At 53.4% G+C, this 24,753-nt stretch carries 22 protein-coding genes; 19 read left to right on the top strand and 3 right to left on the bottom strand.

All coding sequences use genetic code 11. The features are described from left to right. Positions 1–30 precede the first annotated feature (30 nt). A complete protein-coding gene (locus NST23_RS21450) occupies positions 31–969 on the bottom strand; it encodes an alpha/beta hydrolase (RefSeq protein WP_167470364.1) in 939 nt (312 codons plus the stop codon). A gap of 213 nt (positions 970–1,182) precedes the next feature. Here NST23_RS21450 and NST23_RS21445 point away from each other — a divergent pair, with 213 nt between their 5' ends. The 3 genes from NST23_RS21445 (at position 1,183) to NST23_RS21435 (ending at position 2,823) form a co-directional block, all read left to right on the top strand. After that, positions 1,183–1,440: a hypothetical protein gene (locus NST23_RS21445; RefSeq protein WP_122965958.1), complete on the top strand. Its 258-nt coding sequence runs from the start codon at positions 1,183–1,185 to the stop codon at positions 1,438–1,440. Positions 1,441–1,554: 114 nt separating this feature from the next. Then, complete coding sequence (locus NST23_RS21440) at positions 1,555–2,112, top strand: nitroreductase family protein (protein WP_122965957.1); 558 nt, start codon at positions 1,555–1,557, stop codon at positions 2,110–2,112. A 96-nt stretch (positions 2,113–2,208) separates the two neighbouring features. Then, the gene (locus NST23_RS21435; protein WP_173598153.1) at positions 2,209–2,823 is read left to right on the top strand and encodes a PH domain-containing protein; all 615 of its coding nucleotides are present in this window, start codon (positions 2,209–2,211) and stop codon (positions 2,821–2,823) included. 94 nt (positions 2,824–2,917) lie between these two features. Here the strand turns inward: NST23_RS21435 and NST23_RS21430 are convergent, their stop codons facing one another. Continuing rightward, positions 2,918–3,499, bottom strand: a complete 582-nt coding sequence (locus tag NST23_RS21430; RefSeq protein ID WP_340964548.1) for a TetR/AcrR family transcriptional regulator — start codon at positions 3,497–3,499, stop codon at positions 2,918–2,920. 959 nt (positions 3,500–4,458) lie between these two features. Between NST23_RS21430 and NST23_RS21425 the strand changes: the two genes are divergently transcribed. Then, positions 4,459–5,670 (top strand): MFS transporter, encoded by a 1,212-nt coding sequence (locus NST23_RS21425; protein ID WP_340965207.1) that lies wholly within the window; start codon positions 4,459–4,461, stop codon positions 5,668–5,670. Positions 5,671–6,117: 447 nt separating this feature from the next. Here NST23_RS21425 and NST23_RS21420 read toward each other — a convergent pair whose 3' ends face one another. Continuing rightward, positions 6,118–7,812, bottom strand: a complete 1,695-nt coding sequence (locus NST23_RS21420; RefSeq protein WP_340964546.1) for a PucR family transcriptional regulator — start codon at positions 7,810–7,812, stop codon at positions 6,118–6,120. A 192-nt stretch (positions 7,813–8,004) separates the two neighbouring features. Here NST23_RS21420 and NST23_RS21415 point away from each other — a divergent pair, with 192 nt between their 5' ends. The 15 genes from NST23_RS21415 (at position 8,005) to phnX (ending at position 24,724) form a co-directional block, all read left to right on the top strand. Continuing rightward, complete coding sequence (locus NST23_RS21415) at positions 8,005–8,613, top strand: ankyrin repeat domain-containing protein (RefSeq protein WP_122965952.1); 609 nt, start codon at positions 8,005–8,007, stop codon at positions 8,611–8,613. An 8-nt stretch (positions 8,614–8,621) separates the two neighbouring features. Next, a complete protein-coding gene (locus tag NST23_RS21410; protein ID WP_173598212.1) occupies positions 8,622–9,524 on the top strand; it encodes a DUF2877 domain-containing protein in 903 nt (300 codons plus the stop codon). After that, a complete protein-coding gene (gene fdrA, locus NST23_RS21405) occupies positions 9,506–11,053 on the top strand; it encodes an acyl-CoA synthetase FdrA (protein WP_122965950.1) in 1,548 nt (515 codons plus the stop codon). The genes NST23_RS21410 and fdrA overlap by 19 nt, the downstream gene beginning before the upstream one ends. Positions 11,054–11,055: 2 nt before the next feature. Then, a complete protein-coding gene (locus tag NST23_RS21400) occupies positions 11,056–12,480 on the top strand; it encodes a YlbE family protein (RefSeq protein WP_122965949.1) in 1,425 nt (474 codons plus the stop codon). Between the two features lie 146 nt (positions 12,481–12,626). Beyond that, positions 12,627–14,063, top strand: coding sequence for a cytosine permease (locus NST23_RS21395; protein WP_122965948.1), 1,437 nt, complete (start codon positions 12,627–12,629; stop codon positions 14,061–14,063). Between the two features lie 65 nt (positions 14,064–14,128). Next, positions 14,129–15,082: a carbamate kinase gene (gene arcC, locus NST23_RS21390; RefSeq protein ID WP_122965947.1), complete on the top strand. Its 954-nt coding sequence runs from the start codon at positions 14,129–14,131 to the stop codon at positions 15,080–15,082. A gap of 25 nt (positions 15,083–15,107) precedes the next feature. Next, complete coding sequence (locus NST23_RS21385) at positions 15,108–15,566, top strand: nucleoside deaminase (RefSeq protein WP_217022386.1); 459 nt, start codon at positions 15,108–15,110, stop codon at positions 15,564–15,566. A 36-nt stretch (positions 15,567–15,602) separates the two neighbouring features. Then, positions 15,603–17,156: a xanthine permease gene (locus NST23_RS21380; RefSeq protein ID WP_274874205.1), complete on the top strand. Its 1,554-nt coding sequence runs from the start codon at positions 15,603–15,605 to the stop codon at positions 17,154–17,156. A gap of 458 nt (positions 17,157–17,614) precedes the next feature. Then, the gene (locus NST23_RS21375) at positions 17,615–18,505 is read left to right on the top strand and encodes a sugar nucleotide-binding protein (RefSeq protein ID WP_122965945.1); all 891 of its coding nucleotides are present in this window, start codon (positions 17,615–17,617) and stop codon (positions 18,503–18,505) included. A 121-nt stretch (positions 18,506–18,626) separates the two neighbouring features. Further along, positions 18,627–19,331: an aspartate/glutamate racemase family protein gene (locus tag NST23_RS21370; RefSeq protein ID WP_217022385.1), complete on the top strand. Its 705-nt coding sequence runs from the start codon at positions 18,627–18,629 to the stop codon at positions 19,329–19,331. A gap of 2 nt (positions 19,332–19,333) precedes the next feature. After that, positions 19,334–19,657, top strand: coding sequence for an antibiotic biosynthesis monooxygenase family protein (locus NST23_RS21365; protein WP_122965943.1), 324 nt, complete (start codon positions 19,334–19,336; stop codon positions 19,655–19,657). Positions 19,658–20,058: 401 nt separating this feature from the next. Then, a complete protein-coding gene (locus NST23_RS21360; RefSeq protein ID WP_340964544.1) occupies positions 20,059–21,147 on the top strand; it encodes a putative 2-aminoethylphosphonate ABC transporter substrate-binding protein in 1,089 nt (362 codons plus the stop codon). A 17-nt stretch (positions 21,148–21,164) separates the two neighbouring features. Then, the gene (locus tag NST23_RS21355) at positions 21,165–22,214 is read left to right on the top strand and encodes an ABC transporter ATP-binding protein (protein ID WP_281869433.1); all 1,050 of its coding nucleotides are present in this window, start codon (positions 21,165–21,167) and stop codon (positions 22,212–22,214) included. 5 nt (positions 22,215–22,219) lie between these two features. Continuing rightward, the gene (locus tag NST23_RS21350; protein ID WP_340964543.1) at positions 22,220–23,929 is read left to right on the top strand and encodes a putative 2-aminoethylphosphonate ABC transporter permease subunit; all 1,710 of its coding nucleotides are present in this window, start codon (positions 22,220–22,222) and stop codon (positions 23,927–23,929) included. Continuing rightward, positions 23,930–24,724, top strand: a complete 795-nt coding sequence (gene phnX / locus NST23_RS21345; RefSeq protein WP_340964541.1) for a phosphonoacetaldehyde hydrolase — start codon at positions 23,930–23,932, stop codon at positions 24,722–24,724. Positions 24,725–24,753: the final 29 nt, after the last annotated feature.

Here is a 24,753-nt window from a genome sequence, read left to right as displayed (position 1 = left end):
GGGATTTTCGCTATCGTTAGAGAGAGGTTGCTATAATTTTTCGGCAAGCCAATCGACCGTTATTTTGAGCAGTTCTTCCGGTGTGGACTGGTCAGGATTGAGGCTGTCGCCTTTGACAAGGAGAAATCCGTGATCTGCCTTGTCCAAAATGCGCAAAGTCGCATCGTTGCTGCCTGCGTTTTTCAGCAATTCGCGTGACTTGGCAGGAGCCACAATGACATCCAAAGAGCCGTGAATGGCTAACAGCGGGCCTGTGTACTGTTTGATTTCTTCCATTGCTTTTGAATTTTTCATCGCCACAAACCACTGCTTGCCAAGGCGAAGCTTGCTGCCCCATGGCAATACGAAATCGTAGTAGCCATTTTTTATTGCCTGCTCCTCATACTTGAACATATCTTCGAAGTCTGTCGCGCCGTTGGAAGAAGCAGATGCCCACGTCACGAGCGCTTTGACCGATTCGTTTCTCGCTGCCACTACTTGCGCAATCCGGCCACCTTGACTCCAGCCGAGAACGCCGATTCTTGTTTTGTCGACCAGCGGGTTGTTTGCGAGAAAAGCGATAGCTTGATTGGCATCGAGCACGGAATCGTCAAAGTTGTTGTAGACATAAGGGACCTTGCTGTCGCCACCGCCGACAAAATCGATGCGCAAAGATGCGTACCCGTTTGCGGCCAGCTTGGCTGCCAGTTTTTTGTAAATATCCCCCAGCTCGTTTTTGTTTCCGCCCGTGCCATGCAAGAGCAGCACAGCAGGAGCTGGATGTTCTTTTGTTGCTGTGGAAGGCACTGTCAAAATTCCGGGAACGACGTACGACTTGTTGGCGATGGAGACGGGACTTTCTGTTGCTGTAATCGCAGCTGTTTGGTTTGCAGAAATCTTGTCCTGGGCGAATGTACTTTGCTGGAAGCCCGCAAAAAGCAGAATGAGAGCGAGTAGGATGTTGGCAGAGACATATTTTGGCTTGTTCATAAGTCCTCCTTGGATTTGACGTTTTGACGTGTTGACGGCTTGTGCATCGCAACCTCCTTTTCCAAAGTTCATACAACAAGAAGACTAATACACGTATAGTTGTATGGTTAGTTGTATAATTCATAGTAACGAGTGGATAATTTTCTGTCAATTATTAATTTTGATTCAGCCATTGTTTGGCATGTGCCAGATGAAAGGGAGGGAGGTGCGTTCATGAACTTTTTTCTCACGCTCTTTTCCAAATACAAGTGCCTAGTTTATACGGCGTTCGGTCACGAGCGATATTTGCAAATCGTCCACAAGTTGTCCGCCCACGGGGTGAAGTTTCGGACTCGTTCGTACTCATATGGTCGGAGTCACTTGGGAGCAGACAGCGCAGGGATGTTTCCGCGCGAGGATCGTACCCAGTACGATATTTACGTGAAAAAAGAAGACGAGCACACGGCGCATATGGCGATTCATTCTAAATGAAAAAAAACGGGGTTCGGAGCGTAATCTTCCGGCCGCTCTATACGAACCGATTTGCCATTCGATATAATGAAATGGGAAATTTATGAATGGAAAGAAAGCGAGGAGGTAACAGTCGTGTCCGTAGTCGAAACATTGAAAGAGAGAAGAGCCGTCCGCAACTATATTCCAAAAGAAGTCGAAACAGAGAAAATCCAGGCGCTGCTCGATTGCGCCGTTTTGGCCCCGAATGACCGTTTGCGCCAGCCGTGGCATTTTTACGTCATCAGAGGAGAGGCAAAGCAACGGTTTGAGGAAATCGCCAAGGCGTTTTTGCTGGAGCGTTTTCCGACCAAGCCGAATCTCGTTCAGGACTCTTTGGCTGTTTTGGAAAAAACACCGCTGGTCATCGTCGTCACATCGGATGTAATTCCGGGCGACGAGGCTTCATCGGAAGACAACGAATACGCTGTATGCTGCGCGATTCACTCCATGTGGCTCGCGGCGAAGGAGCTTGGACTTGGCATGGTTTGGCGCACGAGAGGAATCGGCTTGGTGCGCGACGAGCGCTTGCTGGAATTTCTCGGCTCGCCGGAAAACAAAAAGGTTGTAGGCACGCTGTTCATCGGTTACCCGGAAGCGGATGCGCCTGTGACAAACCGTGTGGCTGCGGAAGAGAAGACGACCTGGCTGTAACGCTGACTGGCTGAAATAAATAACAACCTGGGATTGTTTGGCACGTACAATAATGGGGGATAGGCATAAGCCCAAAATACAAGGGAGGTTTTGCGCATGTTCGGAAAATTGGCCGCAGACGCGCTCGGATTGAGCAATGTAGGGATAGTGGTAAAGCCAGCCGACTTTGACAAAGTCGATGCAGACGATTACGTCATGCATGAAGACAACGAAAAAATCTACTTTTTGATCAAATCCAAAGCAGACGAATATTGCTTTACGAACCTGGCGCTGATTCACCTGGACGGAACGAGTGCAACCAGCAAAAAGCGCACGCTGCGCCGCTTTTCTTACGGCACGCACAAAATCGCAAACGTCGCTTTGGAAACAGCAGGCACCGTCGACCTGGATGTGGAAATCAAATTTTCCATCGGCGACGTGCATTACTCGATTGACGTGAATAAAAAGCATTTGGAAGAGCTGAAAGATTTGTACAAGGCGCTGCTGAAGATCGCCTCGATCACGCGCGAGAACGAAATAGCGCTCCAGATTGCCCAAGAAAGTCTGAGCATTGCGCAAAGCACACTGAGCAGAGTCACAGGCCATCAGGCAGATGTATCGTCCCAGTTCAGGTCGATCAATCAGTACTCTTTCGACTGGCTCATGGACGCCAGGGAGAAATTCGCCGTCAAAGATTTCGGCAAAGTGTTTGAAAAGTACATTCAAAACTAGAAACGATCGAGGGAGTGCCCCATGCAGAGCTTTCAAGAGCGCCGTTTTACGGATGCTTGCTCAGGCATGGATGGCACTCTTTTTTTTAGTTCCGTTAACCAAGTGATTGAAGGATGACGCGAATCGTATTTTCCACGAAGGAGCGTTGGGGACGGGCTTTCAACAGGACAGTCAGCCCGATCAACGAGACGATCAGCGACTGCGAGACGGCCTTGGCATCTATTCCGGGGTCGATTTCGCCTGATTTGATTCCGCGCTCGATCGTTTCCTGAAAGATGACCGCCAAATACATCTGATGCTCTCTGGTCAAAATCTCGAATTTCTCATCGTGCGGAGCAAGCTCGACCATCGTATTGATGCAAAAACAGCCCCGACTGAGATCACCTGCATACTCCTCTTCCACCACTTGTTCAAAAAAAGCGCGAAACGCCTCTTTGACAGATGGCTTGCTCTGCAGCCGATTCCGCACTTCGGCTGCGTGCGACATCGTGTATTTGCGCAAGGCGGTTTCAAACAGTTCCTTTTTGTCGCCAAAAGCCGAATAGATGCTGGGGCGCTGGATTCCCATCCTGGCTGTCAGATCGCTTAAAGAAGTCGCTTCGTACCCTTTCTCCCAAAAAAGCTGCATGGCAGCATCCAATACTTTTTCTTCGTCAAACTCGCGTGTTCTCGCCATTTTTGTTTTTGTCCCTCTCGATATGGGTGAATGAATTTATTACTTATCGGTATGATATATTTTATGGTTTTTGGCTAGTGTTGTCAAATGAGAGTATCCTGGCTTCGAGGGAGAAGCGGTGTTGTTGCGGGGTTTTGCGTTTGTGGATGTTTTTATTGACAGGGGAAGAAGAGATGGGATATATTTTCTGGGCACAATAACGTACTGATCGGTACTGTATTGTTGTTGGTGGTTGGCTTTTTTATTAAGCATAGAATCGAGGTGAGTTCAAAATGAAAGAGGCTATGGAGAGTGAGGCGGTTCGGGTAGACGGGGCGGTGGATTTGGTGGAGCTGGGACAGTCGGTGGATTTGGAAAAGCCGATGCGGTTGGAAAAGGTGGAACAGCCAGGTCGGTTGGTGCAGGTGGGACAGCTGGAACAATCGGGACAGCTAGATCGGTCGGTGCATTCGGAACAGCTGAGACAGTCGACGCAGCTTGGACAGTCGGGACAGCTAAGTCAGTCGATGCAGGTGGAACAGTCGGAGCAGCGGGAACTGCTAGGACAGTCGGAGCAGTTGGAGCAGTCGGCGCAGCTGGAACAGTCGGTGCAGCTGGAACAATCGGAACAGCCGGAGCAGCCGGGACAGATGGAACAGTCGGAACAGCTAGGTCAGTCGGTACAATCGGAACAGCCGGAACAGCTAGGTCGGTCGGAGCAGCTGGAACAGTCGGAGCAGCCGGGACAGTCGGAGCAGCTGGAACAGTCGGTGCAGCTAGGGCAGCCGGGACAGCTGGAACAGTCGGAACAGCTAGGCCAGTCGGAACAGCTAGGCCAGCCGGAACAGTCAGAGCAGCCGGAACAGCTAGGTCAGTCGGAACAGCTAGGTCGGTCTGAGCAGCTGGAACAGTCGGCGCAGCTGGAACAGTCAGCGCATCTAGAACAACCGGCGCAACTGGAGCAGCCAGTACAGCCGACGCTGTGCGATTCGGATGCTGTTCAAGGCTCTGGCATTTCCAGGCTGGTTACGTGGCTGTTTGCCGTGGCATGCGGGATGTCGGTAGCTACGATCTACTTCGCCCAGCCATTGCTCGATCATCTGTCGAGGGAGTTTGGCATCGACTACTCTGTTATCGGGAGCGTGATTACGGTCACGCAAGTGTGTTACGGAGCGGGATTGTTGCTGCTTGTGCCGTTAGGCGATTTGTTGAACCAGCGGCGATTGATCATTACACAGATGCTGTTATCTGTTTTGGCGCTTGTGCTGGTAGGAACGGCTGCCAGCAGCGCGATCCTGTACGCGGGTATCGCACTCGTGGGATTGTTGGCGGTCGTGACGCAAACGCTCGTGGCGTTCGCAGCGACCATGGCGTCGTCTGCCGAACGCGGCCGGGTCGTTGGGGTGGTCACAAGCGGAATCGTCATTGGCATTTTGCTCGCCAGAACCGTTGCCGGATCACTTACAGATTTGGCTGGATGGCGCGCTGTTTATCTCGTCTTCGCGGCATTGATGCTGCTGGTCGTTGGCGTGTTGTGGAAGGTGCTGCCGAATATCGAGCGAACGGTAAAGCCGCTATCCTACTCCCAGTTGTTGAAGTCCGTGTTCGTCTTGTTTGCTGAAGAGCGGCTCCTGCGGATACGGGCGATATTGGCCCTGCTGATTTTTGCCGCGTTCAGCATTTTATGGACACCGCTGGCATTGCCGCTCAGTGCGCCGCCGTTGTCTCTCTCGCACACGGCAATCGGGGCGTTCGGCCTGGCCGGAGTTGCTGGCGCCTTGGCGGCAGCGCGGGCAGGGAAGCTGGCTGATCTGGGTTACGGGCAAAAAACGACGGGCGTTGCTCTCAGTCTCTTGTTGCTGTCATGGTTTTTCATCCGCTATACCGAGCAGTCGCTAATCGTGTTGGTGATTGGCATCGTTCTGCTGGACTTGGCCGTGCAGGCCGTTCACGTCACGAATCAAAGCATGATTTTGCCGATCCGCCCAGAGGCGCGCAGTCGGCTGACGGCCGGATACATGATCTTTTATTCCATCGGAAGCGCCGCTGGCTCGATCAGCTCTACATACGTGTATGCGCATCATGGTTGGGCCGGAGTCTGCTTGCTGGGGGCTTCTGTCAGCGCGGCAGCACTCCTGTTTTGGGCCGCGACAAGACGGGTGGCAATGGACGATAAAAGGGTTTCGGCATAAGGAAGGGTAAGAACAAGGGCAAAGGCAAAGGCAAAGGCAAGGGCAAAGGCAAAGGCAAAGACAAAGACAAGGGCAAAGGCAAGGGCAAAGGCAAAGGCAAGGGCAAAGGCAAGGGCAAAGGCAAAGGCAAAGGCAAAGGCAAAGGCAAAGAAAGGCAAAGGCAAGGGCAAAGGCAAAGGCAAAGGCAAAGGCAAAGGCAAAGACAAGGGCAAAGGCAAGGGCAAGGGCAAAGACAAAGACAAAGACAAAGGCAAGGGTTTGAAGGGTTCGTCCCGCAGGCAGAAGTAAGCCAGCGCGCTGTTGAAAACTATGTGAATGCGATGGCAAGGGCGCTTAATCCGTAAGCGATAATCGACAGGATAGGGCTATCTGCTCCAGGTAATCTGACTTGGGGAGATGGCCTTTTCCCGTTGCTTTTCCGGCTACTACGTCCGAACAGCGCCTTTTTCAGTCTTTATGCAGCAGCTTCCCGATTTTCAAAGCAAGCTGAATTTGCAACAGCTCCTCCGAATTTTTCAAATCCATGTTCAGCAGTTCCTTAATCTTTTCAATCCGATAGATAAACGTGTTGCGATGGATAAACATCGCTTTTGCCGCTTCGCTGACATTTTGGTTATGCAAAAAGTATTGGTCCAGCGTCACCATGAAGCTCGTGCCGAACTGTTGATCGTGCTCGTACAACTTGCCGAGCCGCTTGAGGAAAAAGTCTTCCAGCTCGCTGTCCTTGATGTTGGAATCGAGAAAATGATAGACCGAGTAGTCTTCAAAATGCGAGACATCGCCTTTGCTGTTGAAGCGCTGCATGAGCCGGATCGCTTCGTGCGCTTCGGAAAAGCTTTTGTGCAAGGAAGCAATCGTCTTGTAGGATCGGCCGATGCCGATGAAAAACAAAGTCTTCTTGATTTTCTCCGCAAGAGCGCTGTACAGCTCGCCAGCAAACTGCTTGGCTTCGCTGACGGAAATCAGCGGGCGATGCTCATGCTGCCCGAGCAAAATAATGATCCGGTTGTTGCGGTAAAAGCAAGTGACCTCTCCAGGCGCTTTGCCTGAGTAGTCGTAGACCAGATCTACGCATTTTTTGGCGATCCGGTCCAGCTCGTATTTGCGATCGACCATATCGGCCATCTCTTCCAGCTCGACAGGCTCGATGTTGATGACCATGCAGAAGTACGTGTAAGCCGAATTGAGTCCGTGCAGATCGCACAATGTCTGGATCGATTCAGCCGAGGTGATTTTGCCCGTCAAAAGATCGTCGAAAAAGTCCTGCCTGATCTTCAGCTTCACTTCCTCGATTTCCCGCGCCTTGATCCGCTCCAGCGCTACGATGGTAGAAGCTTGCTCCAGCACGATGTAGTCAAATTCATTCAGCTCGCGAACCGTTTGCCAGACAACGATGTAGCCATAAATGTAGTTGGCGACGGCGACAGGCAAGATTCGGCATTTGACGTCCTGGTTTTTCGCGTGGTAAATCCGCTTGATCGATTTTTTGATCTGGCTGATATTTTTCGGGACAGAATCGGTAAACTCGCGGGTAAAAACGGGCCTGTTCTTGTTCAGCGTAAGGCAGGAGGCGAGCGGTATCGGATTCTCGGCGACTTCTGTCGCTTGCAGCAGATGCCAGTCCCGATCCAGGAACAGAACCGGATTGTTGATCGTCTCGGACAGCTCGGAGGAGATGCGGTCCAGGCCGCCGCCTTCCAGCGCGATCCGAAACAGCGCGTTGTGCATGTCCAGCGTCTTGCGGTTCAGCAAATCGTAACGTCCCGATGCTTTCTCGTTGATGATGGCGATTACTTTGGACAGCGTGTATTCAAAAGGCAGCGCCAAAAGCGGCAGGCCGTATTGGTTGGCGAGGTCGATCATGTTTTGCGGGATTTGATCAAAGTAACGCTGCATTTTGATGCACAGCCCCGAGCAGTTGATTTCTGCCAGTTCCTTGATGATTTTGTTTTGCAGTTCGGGATTGTCCTTGAAAATGTACCCGGTAGACAGCAAAAGCTCGTTGGAAGACAGCCAGTCGAAGGCATCCGGGTTCTCTATGATGTTGACGATGGATATGACATTGTCGATGCTTTGTTCTCCGGCAATGATCTTGATGCCTTCGATGGATTTGATCTGGAGCAAATCTTTTATGGTCAACATCCGGGATCACTCCTTCGTGTCGGGACAGAAGCTATTTATGCAATGTGCACAATGACCTTCGCGTTTTTTTAGTTTCGATACACAATGACGTTTTCATGCCCCCTGTCTAAAATAATGCTGTAAGACAGAAGGCTTGTCCAATTTTTTTGCGAGAAAAAACGGTGAACACCACGAGAAAATGGGAGGGCGACCATGACAGACCAAAGCGTAGTGCAGGCTTTTCTCGAAGCTGCCGCAGAGGGAAACATCGAGGCGCTGAAACAGCACCTGGAGCAAGGCGTCGACATCAATGCGCGAAACAGACAGAAGCGTACCGCTATTTTGACGGCTGCGATGCACGATCATTTGGATGCGGTTTCATTTTTGATCGAAGCTGGTGCGGATATCGATTTGCAGGATGAAACATGCTTCAACCCGTTTTTGTACGCTTGCATTCACAACAAGCTGGAGCTTGTGCAAATGATGGTAAAAGCGGGCACAAACCTGGAACTTTTGACGCGTTTTGGCGGTGTCGGCCTGACGCCAGCTTGCGAAAAAGGCCATGTAGACATCGTGCGCGAGCTGCTTACCACGACAGATATCAATGTAAACCATACGAACTTCGTCGGCTGGACACCGCTCATCGAAGCGATCATTTTGGGCGATGGCGGCGAAAAACAGCAGACGATCATCAAGCTCTTGATCGAGCATGGCGTCAACGTGCAAATGGTGGATAAATACGGGGTCACACCGCTTGAGCTTGCCAGAAGAAAAGGCTACACCGAAATCGAACAAATTTTGCTCGCAGCAGGAGCGAAGTAACACAAGCTATGCGCATTCAGGCATTGTCTGGCGATGCGGATTTTTGCAAGAAGCTGGCAAGCTCCTCGTTTCACGGGTTCGTGCACAGTGTTTTTGAGCGAACGATCAATCTGAAATGTCTCGACGACAATGAGCTGTACACGATTGCCTGCAACAAGCTGGACAACGGTCCTAACACACTGGTGATCGATCTGCCTTCCCTCTCTGGCATGGAGGTGGCGGAAGGCGATCCTGTTTACGGGAAAGGCGACGAGCTGATTGTCGGATCGGGCGTCTTCATCTGCATAAGGCAAGCAACAAAGTGGGAAGCGCACTTGCCTTCCTATCCTTGTGACATAGACGTTTTGCGCGAAAATGTAGCGTTCATGAAGCAGTATGTGGACGCGAAGGGAAAAACGGGAGGCATGAAAATGTCTTCCCGCCCTGCCAGTTTGTTCGAAAGGGAGACGTCCCGCATGCTGAATGAGCGTGCCGAGGCGCTGTCAATCGAGCTGGCGAAGGGCAACAGCGAGTCAGCCAGCGAGCAGGCTGTCCGGCTTGTCGGACTGGGGCCGGGGCTGACGCCATCGGGAGACGATTTTTTGGTGGGATTGTGCATTGTATACAAGATGCAGAACATTCCCTGCTGTTTGTCATGCCGTTTTTTTGAAAAAGTGGTCGAGTCGTCCAGAGAGCTGACGAATGAAATCAGTTCCATCACGCTAAAAAAGGCAGCGAGCGGAAAAGTGAGGGAGTCGCTGGTCGACTTGCTTCGCTGCTTGACGCAAGGTTCGCGCGAAGAGCTGCTGCCAGCTTTGGAAAAAGTCGTGGGCATCGGTTCTTCTTCAGGCACCGATATGGCCCTGGGACTGATTTGCGGTTTGGAACGAAATCTAGAAGCCGGAGGGAATGTATGTCTACCAAAGTTGTAATCAAGCAAAGCACGTATTTTGATTCCGTGTCGCTGATGTCTTTGTCCACCAAAGCGAATCAGATTGAGGGCGTGGAACAGGCAGTGATTGCCATGGGTACGGAGATGAACAAGGAAGTGCTGAAAAACGTCGGCTTGCTCACGCCGGAGCTGGAAGCGGCGAAAAGCAGCGACCTGATGATCGTCGTCAAAGCGGCGACAGAAGAGCTTGCCGAGAGCGCGTATGTGCAAATCGAAGAGCTGTTTACCAAGAAAAAAGGCGGCAGCAAAGGCGCGAGCGAGATCAAGTACCCGACTATCGATTCTGCTGCGGCGAGCATCCCCGAAGCGAATCTCGCCATCATTTCCGTCAATGGCGCTTTCGCGGCGAGAGAAGCGAGAAAAGCGTTGGAAAACGATCTGCACGTCATGCTGTTCAGCGACAACGTGAGCATCGAGGACGAGATTGCCCTGAAGCAATACGCGCATGAAAAAGGCTTGCTGATGATGGGGCCAGACTGCGGTACGGCGATCATCAACGGAGTTGCCCTGTGCTTTGGAAACGCGGTGCGCAAAGGCAGCATCGGCATCGTGGGCGCGTCGGGAACAGGCAGCCAGGAAGTGAGCGTGCGCATCCACGATTTCGGCGGCGGGATCACACAGCTGATCGGCACGGGCGGTCGCGATCTGAGCGAGCAAGTGGGCGGCATCATGATGATCGACGGCATCAAGGCGCTGGAAGCGGACGCGGCGACGAAAGTGATTGTGCTCATCTCCAAGCCGCCAGCCGCATCAGTTCAGGAAAAAGTGCTGGCGCAGGTGAAAAACTGCACGAAGCCAGTAGTCGTCTACTTCATCGGCGGAGACGAAGAAGCCGTGGTGGCGGCAGGCGGCCATTTTGCCAAAACAACCAAAGAAGCGGCGCTCAAAGCAGTCGTGCTTGCCGGGGCCAATGAAGACGAGATCAACAAACGCGCCCTCAACTGGCCGCTGATCGAAGAAGTGCGCGCGAAGCTTGCGCCTGAGCAAAAATACGTTCGCGGCCTGTTCTGCGGCGGCACTCTTTGCGATGAAGCGATGTATCTCGCCATGGAAACGTTCGCGGACGTCTACAGCAACATCCAGAAAAATCCCGACTACAAGCTGAAAAACATTCATGAAAGCAAAGCGCACACGTACCTCGACATGGGCGATGACGACTTCACAAACGGCAAGCCGCACCCGATGATCGACCCGTCCTTGCGCATCGCCAGATTTTTGCAGGAAGCGAAAGATCCGTCTGTCGGCGTCATCCTGATGGACTTCATTCTCGGCTTCGGCTCGCACGAAGACCCTGTCGGCGTAATGCTGCCAGCGATTGTGGAGGCAAAAGCGCAAGCGGCAAAAGCAGGCAGACATCTGGAGATTCTCGGCTACGTAATGGGAACCGACCTGGATACGCCGAACTTCGACGAGCAAGTGAAAAAGCTGATGGACGCAGGCGTGACGATTGCCAGCAGCAGCACAAACGCTGGACTTCTGGCCAGAGAATTTGTAGTGAAAGGGGCATGAACATGAGCAAAATCAACGAGCTGTTCGCCGGGAACATCCATGCGATCAACGTAGGGATCGAATTTTTCAAAGACGATATCATCAAGCAAAATGCGAATGCCACGCACCTGGAGTGGAAACCGCCAGGCGGCGGCAAGCCTGAACTGATCCGTGCGCTCGACAGACTGGAGAACGCGGCGCTGGCAGACAAAATCGCGGCGGCCAACAAGCTGGCAGTGGAGCGCATTATCAACTCGCAGCCGATGCTCGTCGGGTTTGACCAGGCCATCAACGTCGTGCCGGGCATGACCAAAACGACGATTTTGCACGCAGGACCTCCGATCACTTGGGACAAAATGTGCGGTGCGATGAAAGGTGCCGTAACCGGGGCGATCGTTTTCGAAGGTTTGGCAAAAGACATCGAGGAAGCAGAGCAAGTAGCCGCTTCCGGCGCAATTACTTTCTCTCCTTGCCACGAGCACAATTGCGTAGGCTCCATGGCTGGTGTCACTTCTGCTTCGATGTTCATGCACGTAGTGAAAAACAAAACGTACGGCAATGTCGCTTACACAAACATGAGCGAGCAAATGGCAAAAATTTTGCGCATGGGTGCCAATGACGAGAGCGTCATCACGCGCCTGAACTGGATGCGCGACGTACTCGGGCCGATGCTGCGCGACGCGATGAAGATCGCAGGCGAAATCGATTTGCGCCTCATGCTGGCACAGGCTCTCCATATGGGCGACGAGTGCCACAACCGCAACAACGCCGGGACAAGCCTGCTGATTCAAGCGCTGACCCCGCATATTTTGCAGACTGACTTCACGACCGAGCAAAAACGCGAAGTATTTGAATTTGTGGCAAGCAGCGACTATTTCTCCGGCCCGACCTGGATGGCTTTGTGCAAATGCGCGCTGGATGCGGCGCACGGAATCGAAAACAGCACGATTGTCACGACAATGGCGCGCAATGGTGTCGAGTTTGGCATTCGCGTGAGCGGCATGGCGGGCAACACCTGGTTTACTGGTCCTGCCCAAAAAGTGATCGGTCCGATGTTCGCAGGCTACAAGCCGGAAGACTCCGGTCTCGATATCGGAGACAGCGCGATTACGGAGACATACGGAATCGGCGGCTTCGCCATGGCTGCTGCTCCCGCAATCGTAGCGCTCGTAGGGGGAACGGTTGAGGAAGCGATCGGTTTTTCTACCACGATGAAAGAAATCACGACAGCGGAAAATCCGAATGTGACGATCCCGCTGCTGGACTTCCAAGGGGTAGCTACCGGAATCGACATTCGCCAAGTCATCCAAACAGGCATCCTGCCAGTCATCAATACGGCGATTGCCCACAAAGACGCCGGCATCGGCATGATCGGCGCGGGTATCACGTATCCGCCGATGGAAGCTTTTGAAAAAGCTCTCCTGGCTTTGACGGAGAGCATCAGCTAAAAACGTTTTGGACCAACAAGGCGCAGGAAGGCGGTTTGCGCTCGCGGCGCGACAGCAAGAAGTTAGCGCCGCGAGCAGGCTTTCCCGCGTGAGACTCTTTTCTTCCATGGATGGGAGTCTCCTATAGTGCGAGGAAGGTGAAAGTCATGGGACAACCCGCAGAGCAGATTTCGCCGGAGCAGCTGAAATCGTACGGGTATTCGGACGATATTTTGCCCAAGACGTCTGAACAAAGAGATTGGGGCGTGTTTCACTACATTACCGTTTGGATGGGCGCTGTTCACAACATCATGTCGTACATGACAGTCGCCGGATTTTTTGCGCTGGGACTAAGTGTTCCGCAAGTATTTTGGGCCGTCATGCTGTCTGCCGTGATCGTCTCGGCCGGCTATGTGCTGAACGGTCATTCGGCAGCGAAGTACGGCGTGCCTTTTGCCATGCTGCTCCGCGACTCCTTTGGCGTGAAAGGCTCGATTATTCCTGCCTTGTGCCGCGGACTGATTGCCGGAGTTGTGTTTTTCGGTGCGACAACGGTCGTTGGCGCCCAATCGTTGAACGTCATTTTTGCGAGAATTTTTCCTGATTACATGACGTGGGGAGCCGGATTCGATCTGTTCGGACTCAATTTCCCGACGATGCTCTCCTATCTTTTCTTGTGGATCATCACTGTGGCCCTGTTTTTGGGCGGAATGAACATTCTCAGCGTTTTCAGCAAATACTCGTCACCCGTCGTCTACATCTTCATTATCGGGGCGGCGATCTGGGCGATTACGATCGCAGGCGGAATCGGTCCGATCATGGAGTACGTTCCTGCCCAACCGATGGAAAATGGGCTAGTCTTCATCGCATGCGTAAGTGCGCTTGTATCGAACTGGGCTGGGCCGATTGTCAACATCTCTGACCTGACCCAGCGGGCAAAATCGCCGAAGGCTCCGCTTTATGGCTTGCCGATCGGAATGATCGTTTCCTACCTCCTGTTTGCCGTTACGTGCATCGGGTTGATCGTCGGAACGCAGATTGCCTTTGGAGAACCTATTTTCAATATCGTCGACGCAATTGGCAAAATTGACAATCCGTTTGCTGTCATCGTGCTGATCCTGGCTTTGAACGTCGGGGCGACCGGCTTTGTTGTTTTTGGAAATTTGTTGCCGGCAGGTCTGCAAATGACAGCGCTTTTACCTAAATGGTTTACCGTCAAGTCGGCCGGAATCTGGACGGCAGTCATCGGCACGCTCATCCTGCCCTGGAAGCTCGTCGAGAGCACGGCTACCTTGTACTTGTTTTACAGCTTTATCGGTTCCATGTACGGCCCGATCGCCGGAATCATGCTGTCGAGCTTTTACATCGAGCGCAGGCGCAAGCTCAACCTGGATACGATCTACGTGAAGCCGGGAGATAACGGCGAGCATGCCAGCGGCTACAACAAAGTGGCTTGCCTGGTCATGGCTATCAGCTTCCTGCTCCCGATGTCCGGGGCGTTCTTGCCCCAGGTGGCGATTTTGTCCATGTTGAACCAATTTGCTTTCTTCAGCGGGCTGATTTTGTCGTTCGTGCTCTACACGCTTTTTTACAAAAAGCAGTAAAGAAAGCGGACGACCTTGGCAAGCAAACAGCATGACTTTTTGCAAAAAGAAAAGGAGGTTTACCAATGGGAGAACTCGTTATTGTTGCTATCGGTGGCAACTCATTGGTGAGAGATAACGGTCGCGATTCGATCGCGGATCAATACGAAGCGGTGTGCGAAACCGCGATCAACATTGCCGACATGGTCGAGCAAGGCTTCCAGGTTGTCGTTACACACGGCAACGGCCCGCAGGTCGGCTTCGCGATGCGACGCTGCGAGATTGCCCATGAAGTGTCGGGAATGCCGACGATTCCGCTCGTCAACTGCGTGGCAGACACGCAAGGGGGCATCGGCTACCAAATCCAGCAGGCGCTCACCAACGAGTTCGCCAAACGCGGGATTGCCAAAAAAGTGGCGAGCATCATTACGCAGGTGGAAGTCAGCAAAGAAGACCCGAACTTCCAAAATCCGACGAAGCCAGTCGGCTCCTTCTTTACGCTGGAGCAGGCGGAAGCGATGAAAGCCGAGCATCCGGACTGGGTGTTCATCGAGGACTCCGGGCGCGGCTACAGAAGAGTGGTTCCATCGCCGAAGCCCATCGACATCGTGGAAAAAGAAGCGATCCGCTCGCTGATCGAAGCCGGATACGTGGTGATCGCGGCTGGCGGTGGCGGCATTCCGGTCGTCAAGACGGGGGAAAATACGTACGACGGCATCGACGCCGTGATCGACAAAGATTTTGCCACAAGCCTGCTGGCTGAACAAATCGACGCGCAGACGCTGATTATTACGACGGGCGTTCCGCAAGTGTGCATCCATTTTGGCAAGCCGGAGCAAAAGGCGCTTGAGCAAATCACGATAGAAGAAACGAAGCAGTATGTGCAGGAAGAGCATTTTGCCAAAGGCAGCATGCTGCCGAAAATCGAGGCGAGCCTGAGCTTTTTGGAGCATCGCGGGTCGCGGGTCATCATCACCAACCCGGAGAGCTTGAAAGACGCGATCGTCGGCAAAGCAGGCACGCACATCGTCAAACAATAACCCGATGCAAGGAGGACGCATGATCGTGGATTACATGAAACTGGCTGTAGAGAAAACTATCGAAGGGATGGAAAACAAAATCGGCGGGCCGTTCGGAGCGGCTGTCGTGCGCGGCGATGAAATTATCGCGGTGTGCAGCAACCGGATGATGGCGGATATGGACCCGTCCCAGCATGCCGAGATGGTCGCGATCCGCGAAGCGTGCAAAACGCTTGGCACGATGAATTTGGAAGGTTGCGAGATTTACGCCACGTGCGAACCTTGCCCGATGTGCGTAGGCGCGATCATCTGGTCCGGCATCAAGGTCGTCCACTATTGCTCGACTTCTCACGATGCGCATGAGCACGGCTTTTCCGATATGCACTTGCGCGACTACTTGACTGGCAAGGACAAGAGCGTCCTGAACATGATCAAGGTGGAGAAGCGCGAGGATTGCGATCACCTGTTTACGTACTTCCACGAGTTGAACAAAACGCACAAGTAATCGCCATTTCAAAGAAAACAGTTGGGGTGAGGCAGCATGGATAAATCATTGCAAGGATTGCTGTGGAAAAAGGGTGACTGGGCCGCGTACTTCGGCCTGCTTGCCAACAACTTGACAAACCTTCTGACCATGATCGCTTTGTTGCTGTTTGTTGTCGGCTTTCCGGAAGAGATCGTGTACGGCCGCGTCGTTCCTGCGTTCGGCCTCGGAATCTTTCTCGCCAGCATCTGCTACTTTGTGTTCGGTTATTTTCTCGCCAAAACGACCGGGAGAAAAGATGTGACGGCACTGCCGTCCGGCCCGAGCGCTCCTTCGATTTTTACCGTGACGTTTCTCGTAATTTTGCCCGTCTATCTATCTACCAAAAATGCGGAGTTTGCCTTTCAGATTGCCCTGGTCTGGTGCTTTTTTGAAGCGATGATTCTCGTCGTCGGTTCCTTTTTGGGCGATACGATTCGCCGCATGATTCCGAGAACGGTGCTGCTCTCTTGCTTGTCCGGGCTTGGCCTGCTTTTGCTCGCGATGAATCCGATGCTGCAATCGTTCGAGACGCCCGTTGTCGCGTTTGCTGTCCTCATCATCATTTTCTTGAACTGGTTCGGGAAAAAGCCGATTTTGGCGAAAATTCCTACAGGCTTTTTGCTGCTGGCGACTGGAACGATTCTCGCCTGGGCATTTGGCTTGCAAGATCCGGCAGCGATTGCTGCATCGATGCAATCGTTTGGCTTCAATCCGCCGACCGTGCATGTCGACTCGCTGATCCAAGGCATCCCGCACGCTCTGCCTTACTTGGCGTCTGCGGTGCCTCTGGGCTTGGCCAACTACATCTTTGACCTGGAAAACATCGAAAGCGCGCACGCTGCCGGCGACGAGTACAAAACAAGACAAGTGATGCTTGCCAACGGCCTGTCTTCGATCATCGGCTGCTTCTGCGGCAATCCGTACCCGGTCACTGTGTACGTTGGACATGCCGGCTGGAAATCTCTCGGCGCCGGAATTGGCTATACCGTCGCGACTGGCCTGTCGATGTTCATCATCTCGCTGTTCGGGATCGGGGCGTTCTTGCTTGCGGTCATTCCGGTTGCGGCGATTGTGCCGATTCTCGTCTATATCGGGATCGTCACAGCCAACCAGGTCGTGCGGGAGACGCCGAAGCTGGAAGTCCCGGTCATCTTCATCTGCATGTTCCCGTGGATTGCCAACTGGGCGTTGACCTTGACCAATAACGTGCTGTCCGCTGCCGGAACGACCGGGGCCAAGGTAGGGGTGGACGTGATGGCGAACAAAGGCGTTTACTACAACGGTTTGATGCATCTTGGCAACGGGGCGCCGATCAGCAGCATGGTCTGGGGGTGCATCGCGATCTTTGCGATTACAGACAAGCCGTTGCGGGGCGCAATCGCTGGTGCGGCGGGGGCCGCTCTGTCCTTGTTTGGCATCATCCACTCGCCAACGGTCGGCTTTGCCCTAGATTCGTCCATGCAGTTCGTCTACTCGTACTTGATGGTCGCAGCGATTTTTGTCGGCAAATACATGCTGGACAAAAACGCACCGCTGGCCAAACTGCAAGAAAAAGACGCGAAGGCATAAGCTGGCTGCGTTGCGAAAAAGAAAAGCTGTGATCCGAAACGGGGTCACAGCTTTTTGGTGTTTGTCTGGACACTCTTTATTTGCAACCTTTCTATATGGGAAAACGTAAAATACTTGTGCCTTGGATAAAAAAGGAAGTAGGAGGCTCAAGTGACTATAACAAAGGAAAATGATTCCTTGAAAATCAGTCGGCACTGGGAGTCCCTTAATGCGGGAGATTTAGGATTATAAAATCAGGGAGGGGGTTCCCCGATTCGACCGCGAATCCCTGGATACCTTGCTAAAGCTCCTGTCGCAAAAGAGCCGGGTCATCTGCATATCCTCTGACGGCATTTTCGGGCAAGCAACTGGTGCTTTTGCAGTTTGTTCGGAAAAAGCCGACTTTCCCATTTCCGCAAACTGCGTTTCTATAGTAGACTTGGAGCATATTGGAAACCGCGAGTAGAGGGGAGGCTGGCATGAAAAAACGGCGTATGTTGCTGCTGGGAGCCAGTGGATATTTGGGAGCGCAAATTTTCCATGAGCTACAGCAGGATGCAGATAACGAGGTTGTCGGCACGTGTTATTCTGCTCCGCCAACAGGAGAGCAGCTCGTGCAGGTCGACGTCACTCATCCCGCAGCGTTTGCCGCATTGCTTGCGGACTTTGCGCCGGAGATCGTCATCTGGGCGTTGATGAGCGCGACCGATGAGCATGCTCTGATTACAGAAGGTTTGGACATTTTGCAGGCGCATCTGCCGCCAAAGAGCCGAGTCATTTTCATTTCCTCTGACGGCATTTTCGGACAAGGGACGGGTGCTTTTGCGGAGGAAGACCAGCCGCTGATGCTCTCTGAACGCAATCCGCTGGCTCGTTACTCGCGGGCAAAATGGCTGGGGGAAGAGCTTGTCCGGCAACGCCGCGAACAGCATGTCATCGTTCGCATCGGCCCGCTCTACGGCTGCAATTCCCTGGGCAAATGGGACAAAAGAGCGGCGACGATTCGCCAGGAGCTTGCCGCTGGCCGACCGATCACCCGTACGAGCAATTTGTTCAAAACGTTTTTGCATGTACAGGATGCCGCTCAAGCGATCAAGGAATTGGCCGACAGCTCTTTCGTCGGGACGCTGCACCTCGGTCCCGCGCAAAAAGAAAGCTATTATTCTTTTGCTGTCACGCTGGCAAAAGCGCTCGGACTTGACTCTCGCCTAGTGACAGAGGATCGCCTGGATGCAGAAGAAGCCAGGGAAAAAGGGATTCCGCTGGATACCTCGCTGAACACAGGCAGGGCAAATGCGTTGTTGCGCACGCGTTTTCGCCAAGTGGGGGAAGCAGCGTGCAGCGCGGCAAAGGAAACAGAACGGCATTAGAAAAGAGGCAGGATGTGCGCCTGCGCTTGCACTGGCGAAACGATTCTGACCTTTTGCCACACTTGGAATGAATTTTCCGGAAAAGCGATCAAAACGGATGGCAGACAAAGGAGCGAAAAACATGAAAAAGATCGGATTAATCGGCGGCATGAGCTGGGAGTCTTCTCACGTGTACTATCGACTGATCAACGAAGCTGTAAAAGAACGACTGGGTGGGCTGCATTCCGCCAAAAGCATCATGTATTCCGTTGATTTTGCCGAAATCGCAGACATGCAGAGCGATGGTCGCTGGGACGAGGCGGGAGAGCAGATGGCAGAAGCAGCGCGGAGTTTGGAGGCGGCAGGTGCCGATCTGATCGTTCTGTGCACCAATACGATGCACAAGCTGGCGTCTTATATCGAGGACGCGACGAAGCTGCCCTTTTTGCACATTGCCGATGCGGCGGGAAAAGCGATAACCGCGCAAGGAATCAAGCGGGTCGCCCTGCTTGCTACCCGTTTTACGATGGAAGAATCTTTTTACACGGATCGTCTGCGCGAGCTTCACGGAATTGAAGTGCTCATACCTGATGAGCAGGAACGCAAAATCGTGCATGACGTCATTTACCAAGAGCTGTGCCGGGGAATCATTCGTGAGGAATCAAAGAGCGAGTATATGAAAATCATCAACCGTCTCATCAGCGAAGGAGCAGAAGGTGTCATTCTCGGCTGTACAGAGGTCGGCTTGCTGATTACGGCCAACGATTGCGAGGTTCCCGTTTTTGATACATCGCTCATTCATGCGCAGGCAGCGGTAGAAGCGGCTTTGCTGAAAGCGGGAGAGTAAGCATGAATCCTTTTGCACAGACCCCGAAACCGCCTTACTACGCCGTCATCTTTTCCTCCCAGCGAACAGCGGGAGATCAAGGGTACGGGGAGATGGCGGACCGGATGGTGGAGCTGGCTGCGGAGCAACCCGGGTACCTGGGGGTAGAGAGCGTCCGCGACGAATCCGGCTTCGGGATTACTGTTTCCTACTGGGCCTCGCTGGAAGCGATTCGCGAATGGAAGCGGAACGAGGAGCACCGGGTGGCGCAGGAAAAAGGAAGACAGATGTGGTACGGCCATTACATCACGCGCATTTGCAAGGTAGAGCGCGACTACACCTTGTAAGTGCAAACAAAACGGTCATGACCGTTTGATTGACCGCAAGCGCAAGCGGCCACAGCCCATGTCATGAAAAACATCGAGACATTTTTCACAGAAAAAAGAAGGCTCCGTTTCTCTTTGCCTGGTGGCATGGAGGAGCGGGGCTATTTATTTTGCAGCCAGCGTTTTTAGGGGGACCTCTCTTTTGAGCGACCGGAAGACGTGTTGAAAATCCAGCTCGCCTGCCACTTGCGCGAGACATTCGTCAACCAGGCGAGAGCAGGAAAAGAATTACACAACTAAAACAAACAAAAACCACTTAAAAACAATTCCTTTACGCTGGATTCACATCCACTTAATATTAGGCCCGTAAGATGGGACGTGAGGTCAGGAAATGAATATTCCACACAGGGGAGAGATTCTCAATGAGAAAGTGGCATTATCCTTTACTTGCGTCCTTTTTGTCGATCGCCTTTTTGGCTGGATGCGGACAAGCTCCACAGTCCCAAGCAAACACACAAGGAGCGGGGGCAAGTCAGGCGGGCCAACAGCAAGCTGCTTCGGGAGCGATTACAGTGTACACCGCGCTGGAGGACGACCAGATCAAGACGTACCTGGAATCGTTCAAAGCGAAGTACCCGGATGTGAAGGTCAACATCGTGCGTGATTCGACCGGAATCATCACGGCAAAGCTGTTGGCGGAAAAAGACAATCCGCAAGCAGACGTCGTCTGGGGTACAGCGGCGACAAGCCTTTTGGTACTGGAACAGCAAGGAATGCTGGAAGGCTATTCGCCAAAAGGAATCGAGCGTGTCTCCCCTGAGTTCAAAGATACGAAAGAGCCTGCCAGATGGGTAGGGATTGACGCCTGGGAAACGGCGATTGCCGTCAACACCAAGGAGCTGGAAAAGCGCAACTTGCCGATCCCCCGCACTTATGAAGATTTGATCAAACCGGAGTACAAAGGCTTGATCGTCATGCCGAACCCGGCTTCGTCCGGCACAGGACTTTTGACCGTCAACGGGATCATGCAGCTCAAGGGCGAGCAGGAAGGCTGGGCTTACCTCGACAAGCTGCACGAGAACATGGCGATTTACACGCATTCCGGCTCGAAGCCAGCGAAAATGGCGGCGTCGGGTGAGTATCCGATCGGCATTTCCTTCGGCTACCGTTCCATTACCGAGAAGAAAAAAGGCGCTCCCGTGGAAGTCGTTTTCCCGACAGAAGGCTCCGGCTGGGACGTGGAAGCGAACGGCTTGATCAAAAAAGCGCAAATCAAACCAGAGGCCAAACTGTTCCTCGACTGGGCAATCACGGATGAAGCGATGAAAGCCTACAACCAGAACTATGCCATCGTCAGCGTGAAGCAGGACGGCGCGCCACTGCCGGAAGGATATTCCGTAGACCCGATCTCGCAGCTGGTCAAGCTCGACCTGAAAAAAGCGGCGGAAAACCGCGACAAAGTTTTGGCTGAGTGGGAAAAACGCTACGCGACCAAGAGCGAACCCAAGTAAGCAGCGAGGAGAACAGCATGACACCATCCTATCTATCCATTCAAGGGGTCAGTAAACGTTTCGGTTTGTTTGCCGCTCTGGAGCACATCTCCATCGATATCGACAAAAATGAATTTGTCTGTCTGCTCGGCCCCAGCGGCTGCGGCAAAACGACATTACTGAGAATGCTGGCAGGATTGGAGCAACCGACAACAGGCCGGATGATCGTGGACGGCAGGGAGATTACCTCTCTGCCTCCGGCCAAACGCAACATCGCGATGATGTTCCAGTCTTATGCGTTGTTTCCCAATTTGACTGCGGCGCAAAATATCGCCTTTGGGCTAGAGGAAAAAAAGCTGGGCAAAAAAGCGATTGCCGCCAAAGTAGAAGAGGCGCTGGACATGGTGGATTTGTCTCATGCCGCCGCCAAATATCCCGGACAGCTCTCGGGCGGCCAACAACAGCGGATTGCCTTGGCGCGGGCTATTGCGCTGTCGCCTGATGTGCTGCTGTTGGACGAGCCGTTGTCCGCGCTGGACGCAAAAGTAAGGCAAAAGCTGCGTCGGGAGATTCGCCGTTTGCATGAACAATACGGAATGACTACGGTCATGGTCACGCACGATCAGGAGGAAGCGCTGACCATGGCAGACAAGATCGTCGTGATGAATCACGGCGAGGTCGTGCAGGTGGGTACGCCGGAAGAAGTGTACAACAAGCCTGCCAACCCGTTCGTCGCCGATTTTATCGGAGCGATCAACTTTTTTGCTCCCGATCGCTTTGAGCACAAGCAAGCAGACAACCAGCGATTGTTCGCCATCCGTCCCGAGCATGTGCGGCTTTTGCCGGACGAATCGGAGTGCGGCATCCCGGCAATCATTTCCGAGATGGAGTTTCGCGGTTCCTTTTACCGGATGTTTCTCGCCTGGGAAGAGAGCGGTCAGAGCGCGACTGACGTGCTGACGCTCGATCTGTTGGCGACCCAGGCCCGCAAGCTGGGGCTTGTGCGCGGGCAAAAAGTGTGGCTGGAGTTCCCGCTGGAAAATCTGCTTTCTTTTGAGCAGGCAGACGTCAGCGCAGGACGGGGGTGAGCGCAATGAACGGAGTTGTTACCGCGCCAAAAGGCAAGGCGGGGCAAAAGTGGCTGATGGTGCTCGTCGTGGCCGGGCTGTCTGCCAGCGTGCTGCTGCCGCTCATCCAATTGTTTTCCAAAGCGTTTTACGACAAAAATGGCCTGTTCGTCGGCTGGGATAACTTCATCACCTACTTTTCCACTCCAGCGCTGTCGCAGTCGCTTCACAACACGCTGTATATTTCCTCCATGACTACGGCAATCGCCGTTTCACTCGCCTTTTTGTTCGCCTATGCCCTGACGCGCAGCGGCATCCGGGGAAAAGGCTTCTACCGGGCGGTCGCGCTGCTTCCGCTGTTCGCACCGACGATGATGCACGGGATTGCCTTGACGTATTTGTTCGGCAATCAGGGACTGGTGACGACGGGGATTTTCGGCTTGCTGCCGTTTCAGTGGGACGTGGATCTGTACGGGCCAGTCGGGATCGTTTTGGCGGAAATCGTCTACGTGTTTCCGCAGGCGTACCTGATTTTGGCTGTCTCGCTCGCCTTTGCCGACTACCAGCTATACGAAGCGGCGGATACGCTCGGCGCCGGACATGTGCGCAAATTGATGACGGTCACGCTTCCCGGCGTCAAATACGGAATCGTCAGCGCCTGCTTCGTCTGCTTCACGCTTTCGTTTACCGATTTCGGGGCGCCAAAAGTAGTGGGTGGACAGTTTTCCGTGCTTGCCACCGATATTTACAAGCAAGTCATCGGGCAGCAAAACATGACGATGGGAGCTACCGTGGGACTGCTGCTGATCATCCCGGCGCTCGTGGCGTTTATCGTGGACAGAATCGTGGAGCGCAAGCAGCATGCAGCCGTCACAGCCAAGTCCAAAGAGTACCGGATCAAGGCAAACGGCTGGCGCGACCTGTTTTATACGGTTGTTTGCCTGGGCGTCAGCGGATTTTTGCTCTTGCTGATGGCGACAGTGGTGCTGGCTTCCTTCATTCAGGTGTGGCCGTACAATCTCGACTTTAGCTTGGTTCACTACGATTTTTCCAATGTCGCAGGAGAAGGCATCGAGCCGTTGTGGAACAGCATTGTCGTCGCTGTATTGACAGCGGTGATCGGCACATGCGTGACGTTTGTCGCCGCGTATGCGATTGAAAAGTCGCAGGTGTGGAAGGGGCTGCGCCAGGCAGGGTACTTTCTGTCGATTCTTCCTTTGGCGCTTCCCGGACTTGTGATCGGCCTGGCCTACATTTTCTTTTTCAACAATCCGGCCAACCCGCTGCACGGTCTGTACGGCTCGCTCTGGATTTTGATTTTGGCCAACGTCATTCACTTTTTCGCGGTAGGCTTCATCACGGCAACAACCGCGCTGAAAAAGCTCGATCCCGAGTTCGAGCAGGCAGCCGAGTCGATGGGCATCGGGCAAATGAAGCTGTTTTGGCGGGTGACCGTTCCGGTCTGCCTGCCTGCGATCATCGAAATGCTCGTGTACTTTTTCATCAACGCGATGGTGACGATCTCGGCGGTCGTGTTTTTGTACGCAGCGGATTTCAAGCTGGCGTCCGTCTCCATCGTCAATATGGATGACGCGGGCGATATTGCCCCGGCGGCAGCCATGTCGGTATTGATTGTCGTCCTCAACATCATCGCCCGTGCAGGCGCGGAGTGGATCAGCGCGAGACTGCGCAAGCGCACGGCAAGAACAGAGCAGGAGAAAGGACAGGTGGCATAAATGAAAGCAGTCATTTTCGATTGGGCAGGCACGATGGTGGATTACGGGTGCTTTGCGCCGTTGGCAGTGTTTTTGCAAGTGTTTGAGAAAAGAGGGATTGAACTGACGGCAGCAGAGGCACGCGAGCCGATGGGGATGCTGAAGCGCGATCATATTGCGGCGCTGTGCCGGATGGAGAGGGTCGCTGAATTGTGGAAAGAAAAGTTCGGCCGCTATCCGAACGAGGCAGATGTAGACGACTTGTACGCTGATTTCGAGCCGATGCTGATGGCGACGCTGCACGATTACGCGACTCCTGTGCCGGGAGCGCTTGCGCTGGTGGCGCGGCTGCGCGAGCGGGGAATCAAGATCGGCTCGACTACAGGCTATACGCGGGAAATGATGAACGTCGTCGCCGCAGCGGCGAAAGAGCAAGGCTACGAGCCGGATTGCCTCGTGACGCCAAGCGAAGTGCCCGCAGGCAGGCCGTATCCGTGGATGTGCTATCAAAATGCGATCCAGCTCGATGTGTATCCGTTTGGCGAAATGGTCAAAGTAGGCGACACGACGAGCGATATGCGGGAAGGCAGAAATGCGGGCATGTGGACAGTAGGCGTCCTCAAAGGCGGAAGCGAGCTTGGCTTGTCGCAGCAGGAAGTAGCGAACATGCCAGCGGACGAGCTGGAAGTGCGGCTTGCAAGCGCTGCCGCCAGATTGCAGGCAGCAGGAGCGCACTATGTAATCGAAGAAATCGGACGGCTGGATGACGTGTTAGCGAAAATCGAGCTGCGCCTGAAGGCGGGAGAGCGTCCGTAACGGCAAAAGGTTCCAGCAGGCACGAAAGA

It is taken from the genome of Brevibacillus sp. FSL K6-0770, from assembly GCF_038000275.1.
In the GTDB taxonomy this organism is placed as follows: domain Bacteria; phylum Bacillota; class Bacilli; order Brevibacillales; family Brevibacillaceae; genus Brevibacillus; species Brevibacillus parabrevis.
Note: the sequence above shows the minus strand (reverse complement) of the source record. Positions and strands in the feature narration are given on the sequence as shown.

Coding starts and splice junctions, on each gene's coding strand:
- NST23_RS21450 (WP_167470364.1), bottom strand. CDS start 969: ATGAACAAGCCAAAATATGTCTCTGCCAACATCCTACTCGCTCTCATT.
- NST23_RS21445 (WP_122965958.1), top strand. CDS start 1,183: ATGAACTTTTTTCTCACGCTCTTTTCCAAATACAAGTGCCTAGTTTAT.
- NST23_RS21435 (WP_173598153.1), top strand. CDS start 2,209: ATGTTCGGAAAATTGGCCGCAGACGCGCTCGGATTGAGCAATGTAGGG.
- NST23_RS21430 (WP_340964548.1), bottom strand. CDS start 3,499: ATGGCGAGAACACGCGAGTTTGACGAAGAAAAAGTATTGGATGCTGCC.
- NST23_RS21420 (WP_340964546.1), bottom strand. CDS start 7,812: ATGTTGACCATAAAAGATTTGCTCCAGATCAAATCCATCGAAGGCATC.
- NST23_RS21415 (WP_122965952.1), top strand. CDS start 8,005: ATGACAGACCAAAGCGTAGTGCAGGCTTTTCTCGAAGCTGCCGCAGAG.
- NST23_RS21410 (WP_173598212.1), top strand. CDS start 8,622: ATGCGCATTCAGGCATTGTCTGGCGATGCGGATTTTTGCAAGAAGCTG.
- fdrA (WP_122965950.1), top strand. CDS start 9,506: ATGTCTACCAAAGTTGTAATCAAGCAAAGCACGTATTTTGATTCCGTG.
- NST23_RS21400 (WP_122965949.1), top strand. CDS start 11,056: ATGAGCAAAATCAACGAGCTGTTCGCCGGGAACATCCATGCGATCAAC.
- NST23_RS21395 (WP_122965948.1), top strand. CDS start 12,627: ATGGGACAACCCGCAGAGCAGATTTCGCCGGAGCAGCTGAAATCGTAC.
- arcC (WP_122965947.1), top strand. CDS start 14,129: ATGGGAGAACTCGTTATTGTTGCTATCGGTGGCAACTCATTGGTGAGA.
- NST23_RS21380 (WP_274874205.1), top strand. CDS start 15,603: ATGGATAAATCATTGCAAGGATTGCTGTGGAAAAAGGGTGACTGGGCC.
- NST23_RS21375 (WP_122965945.1), top strand. CDS start 17,615: ATGAAAAAACGGCGTATGTTGCTGCTGGGAGCCAGTGGATATTTGGGA.
- NST23_RS21370 (WP_217022385.1), top strand. CDS start 18,627: ATGAAAAAGATCGGATTAATCGGCGGCATGAGCTGGGAGTCTTCTCAC.
- NST23_RS21365 (WP_122965943.1), top strand. CDS start 19,334: ATGAATCCTTTTGCACAGACCCCGAAACCGCCTTACTACGCCGTCATC.
- NST23_RS21360 (WP_340964544.1), top strand. CDS start 20,059: ATGAGAAAGTGGCATTATCCTTTACTTGCGTCCTTTTTGTCGATCGCC.
- NST23_RS21355 (WP_281869433.1), top strand. CDS start 21,165: ATGACACCATCCTATCTATCCATTCAAGGGGTCAGTAAACGTTTCGGT.
- NST23_RS21350 (WP_340964543.1), top strand. CDS start 22,220: ATGAACGGAGTTGTTACCGCGCCAAAAGGCAAGGCGGGGCAAAAGTGG.
- phnX (WP_340964541.1), top strand. CDS start 23,930: ATGAAAGCAGTCATTTTCGATTGGGCAGGCACGATGGTGGATTACGGG.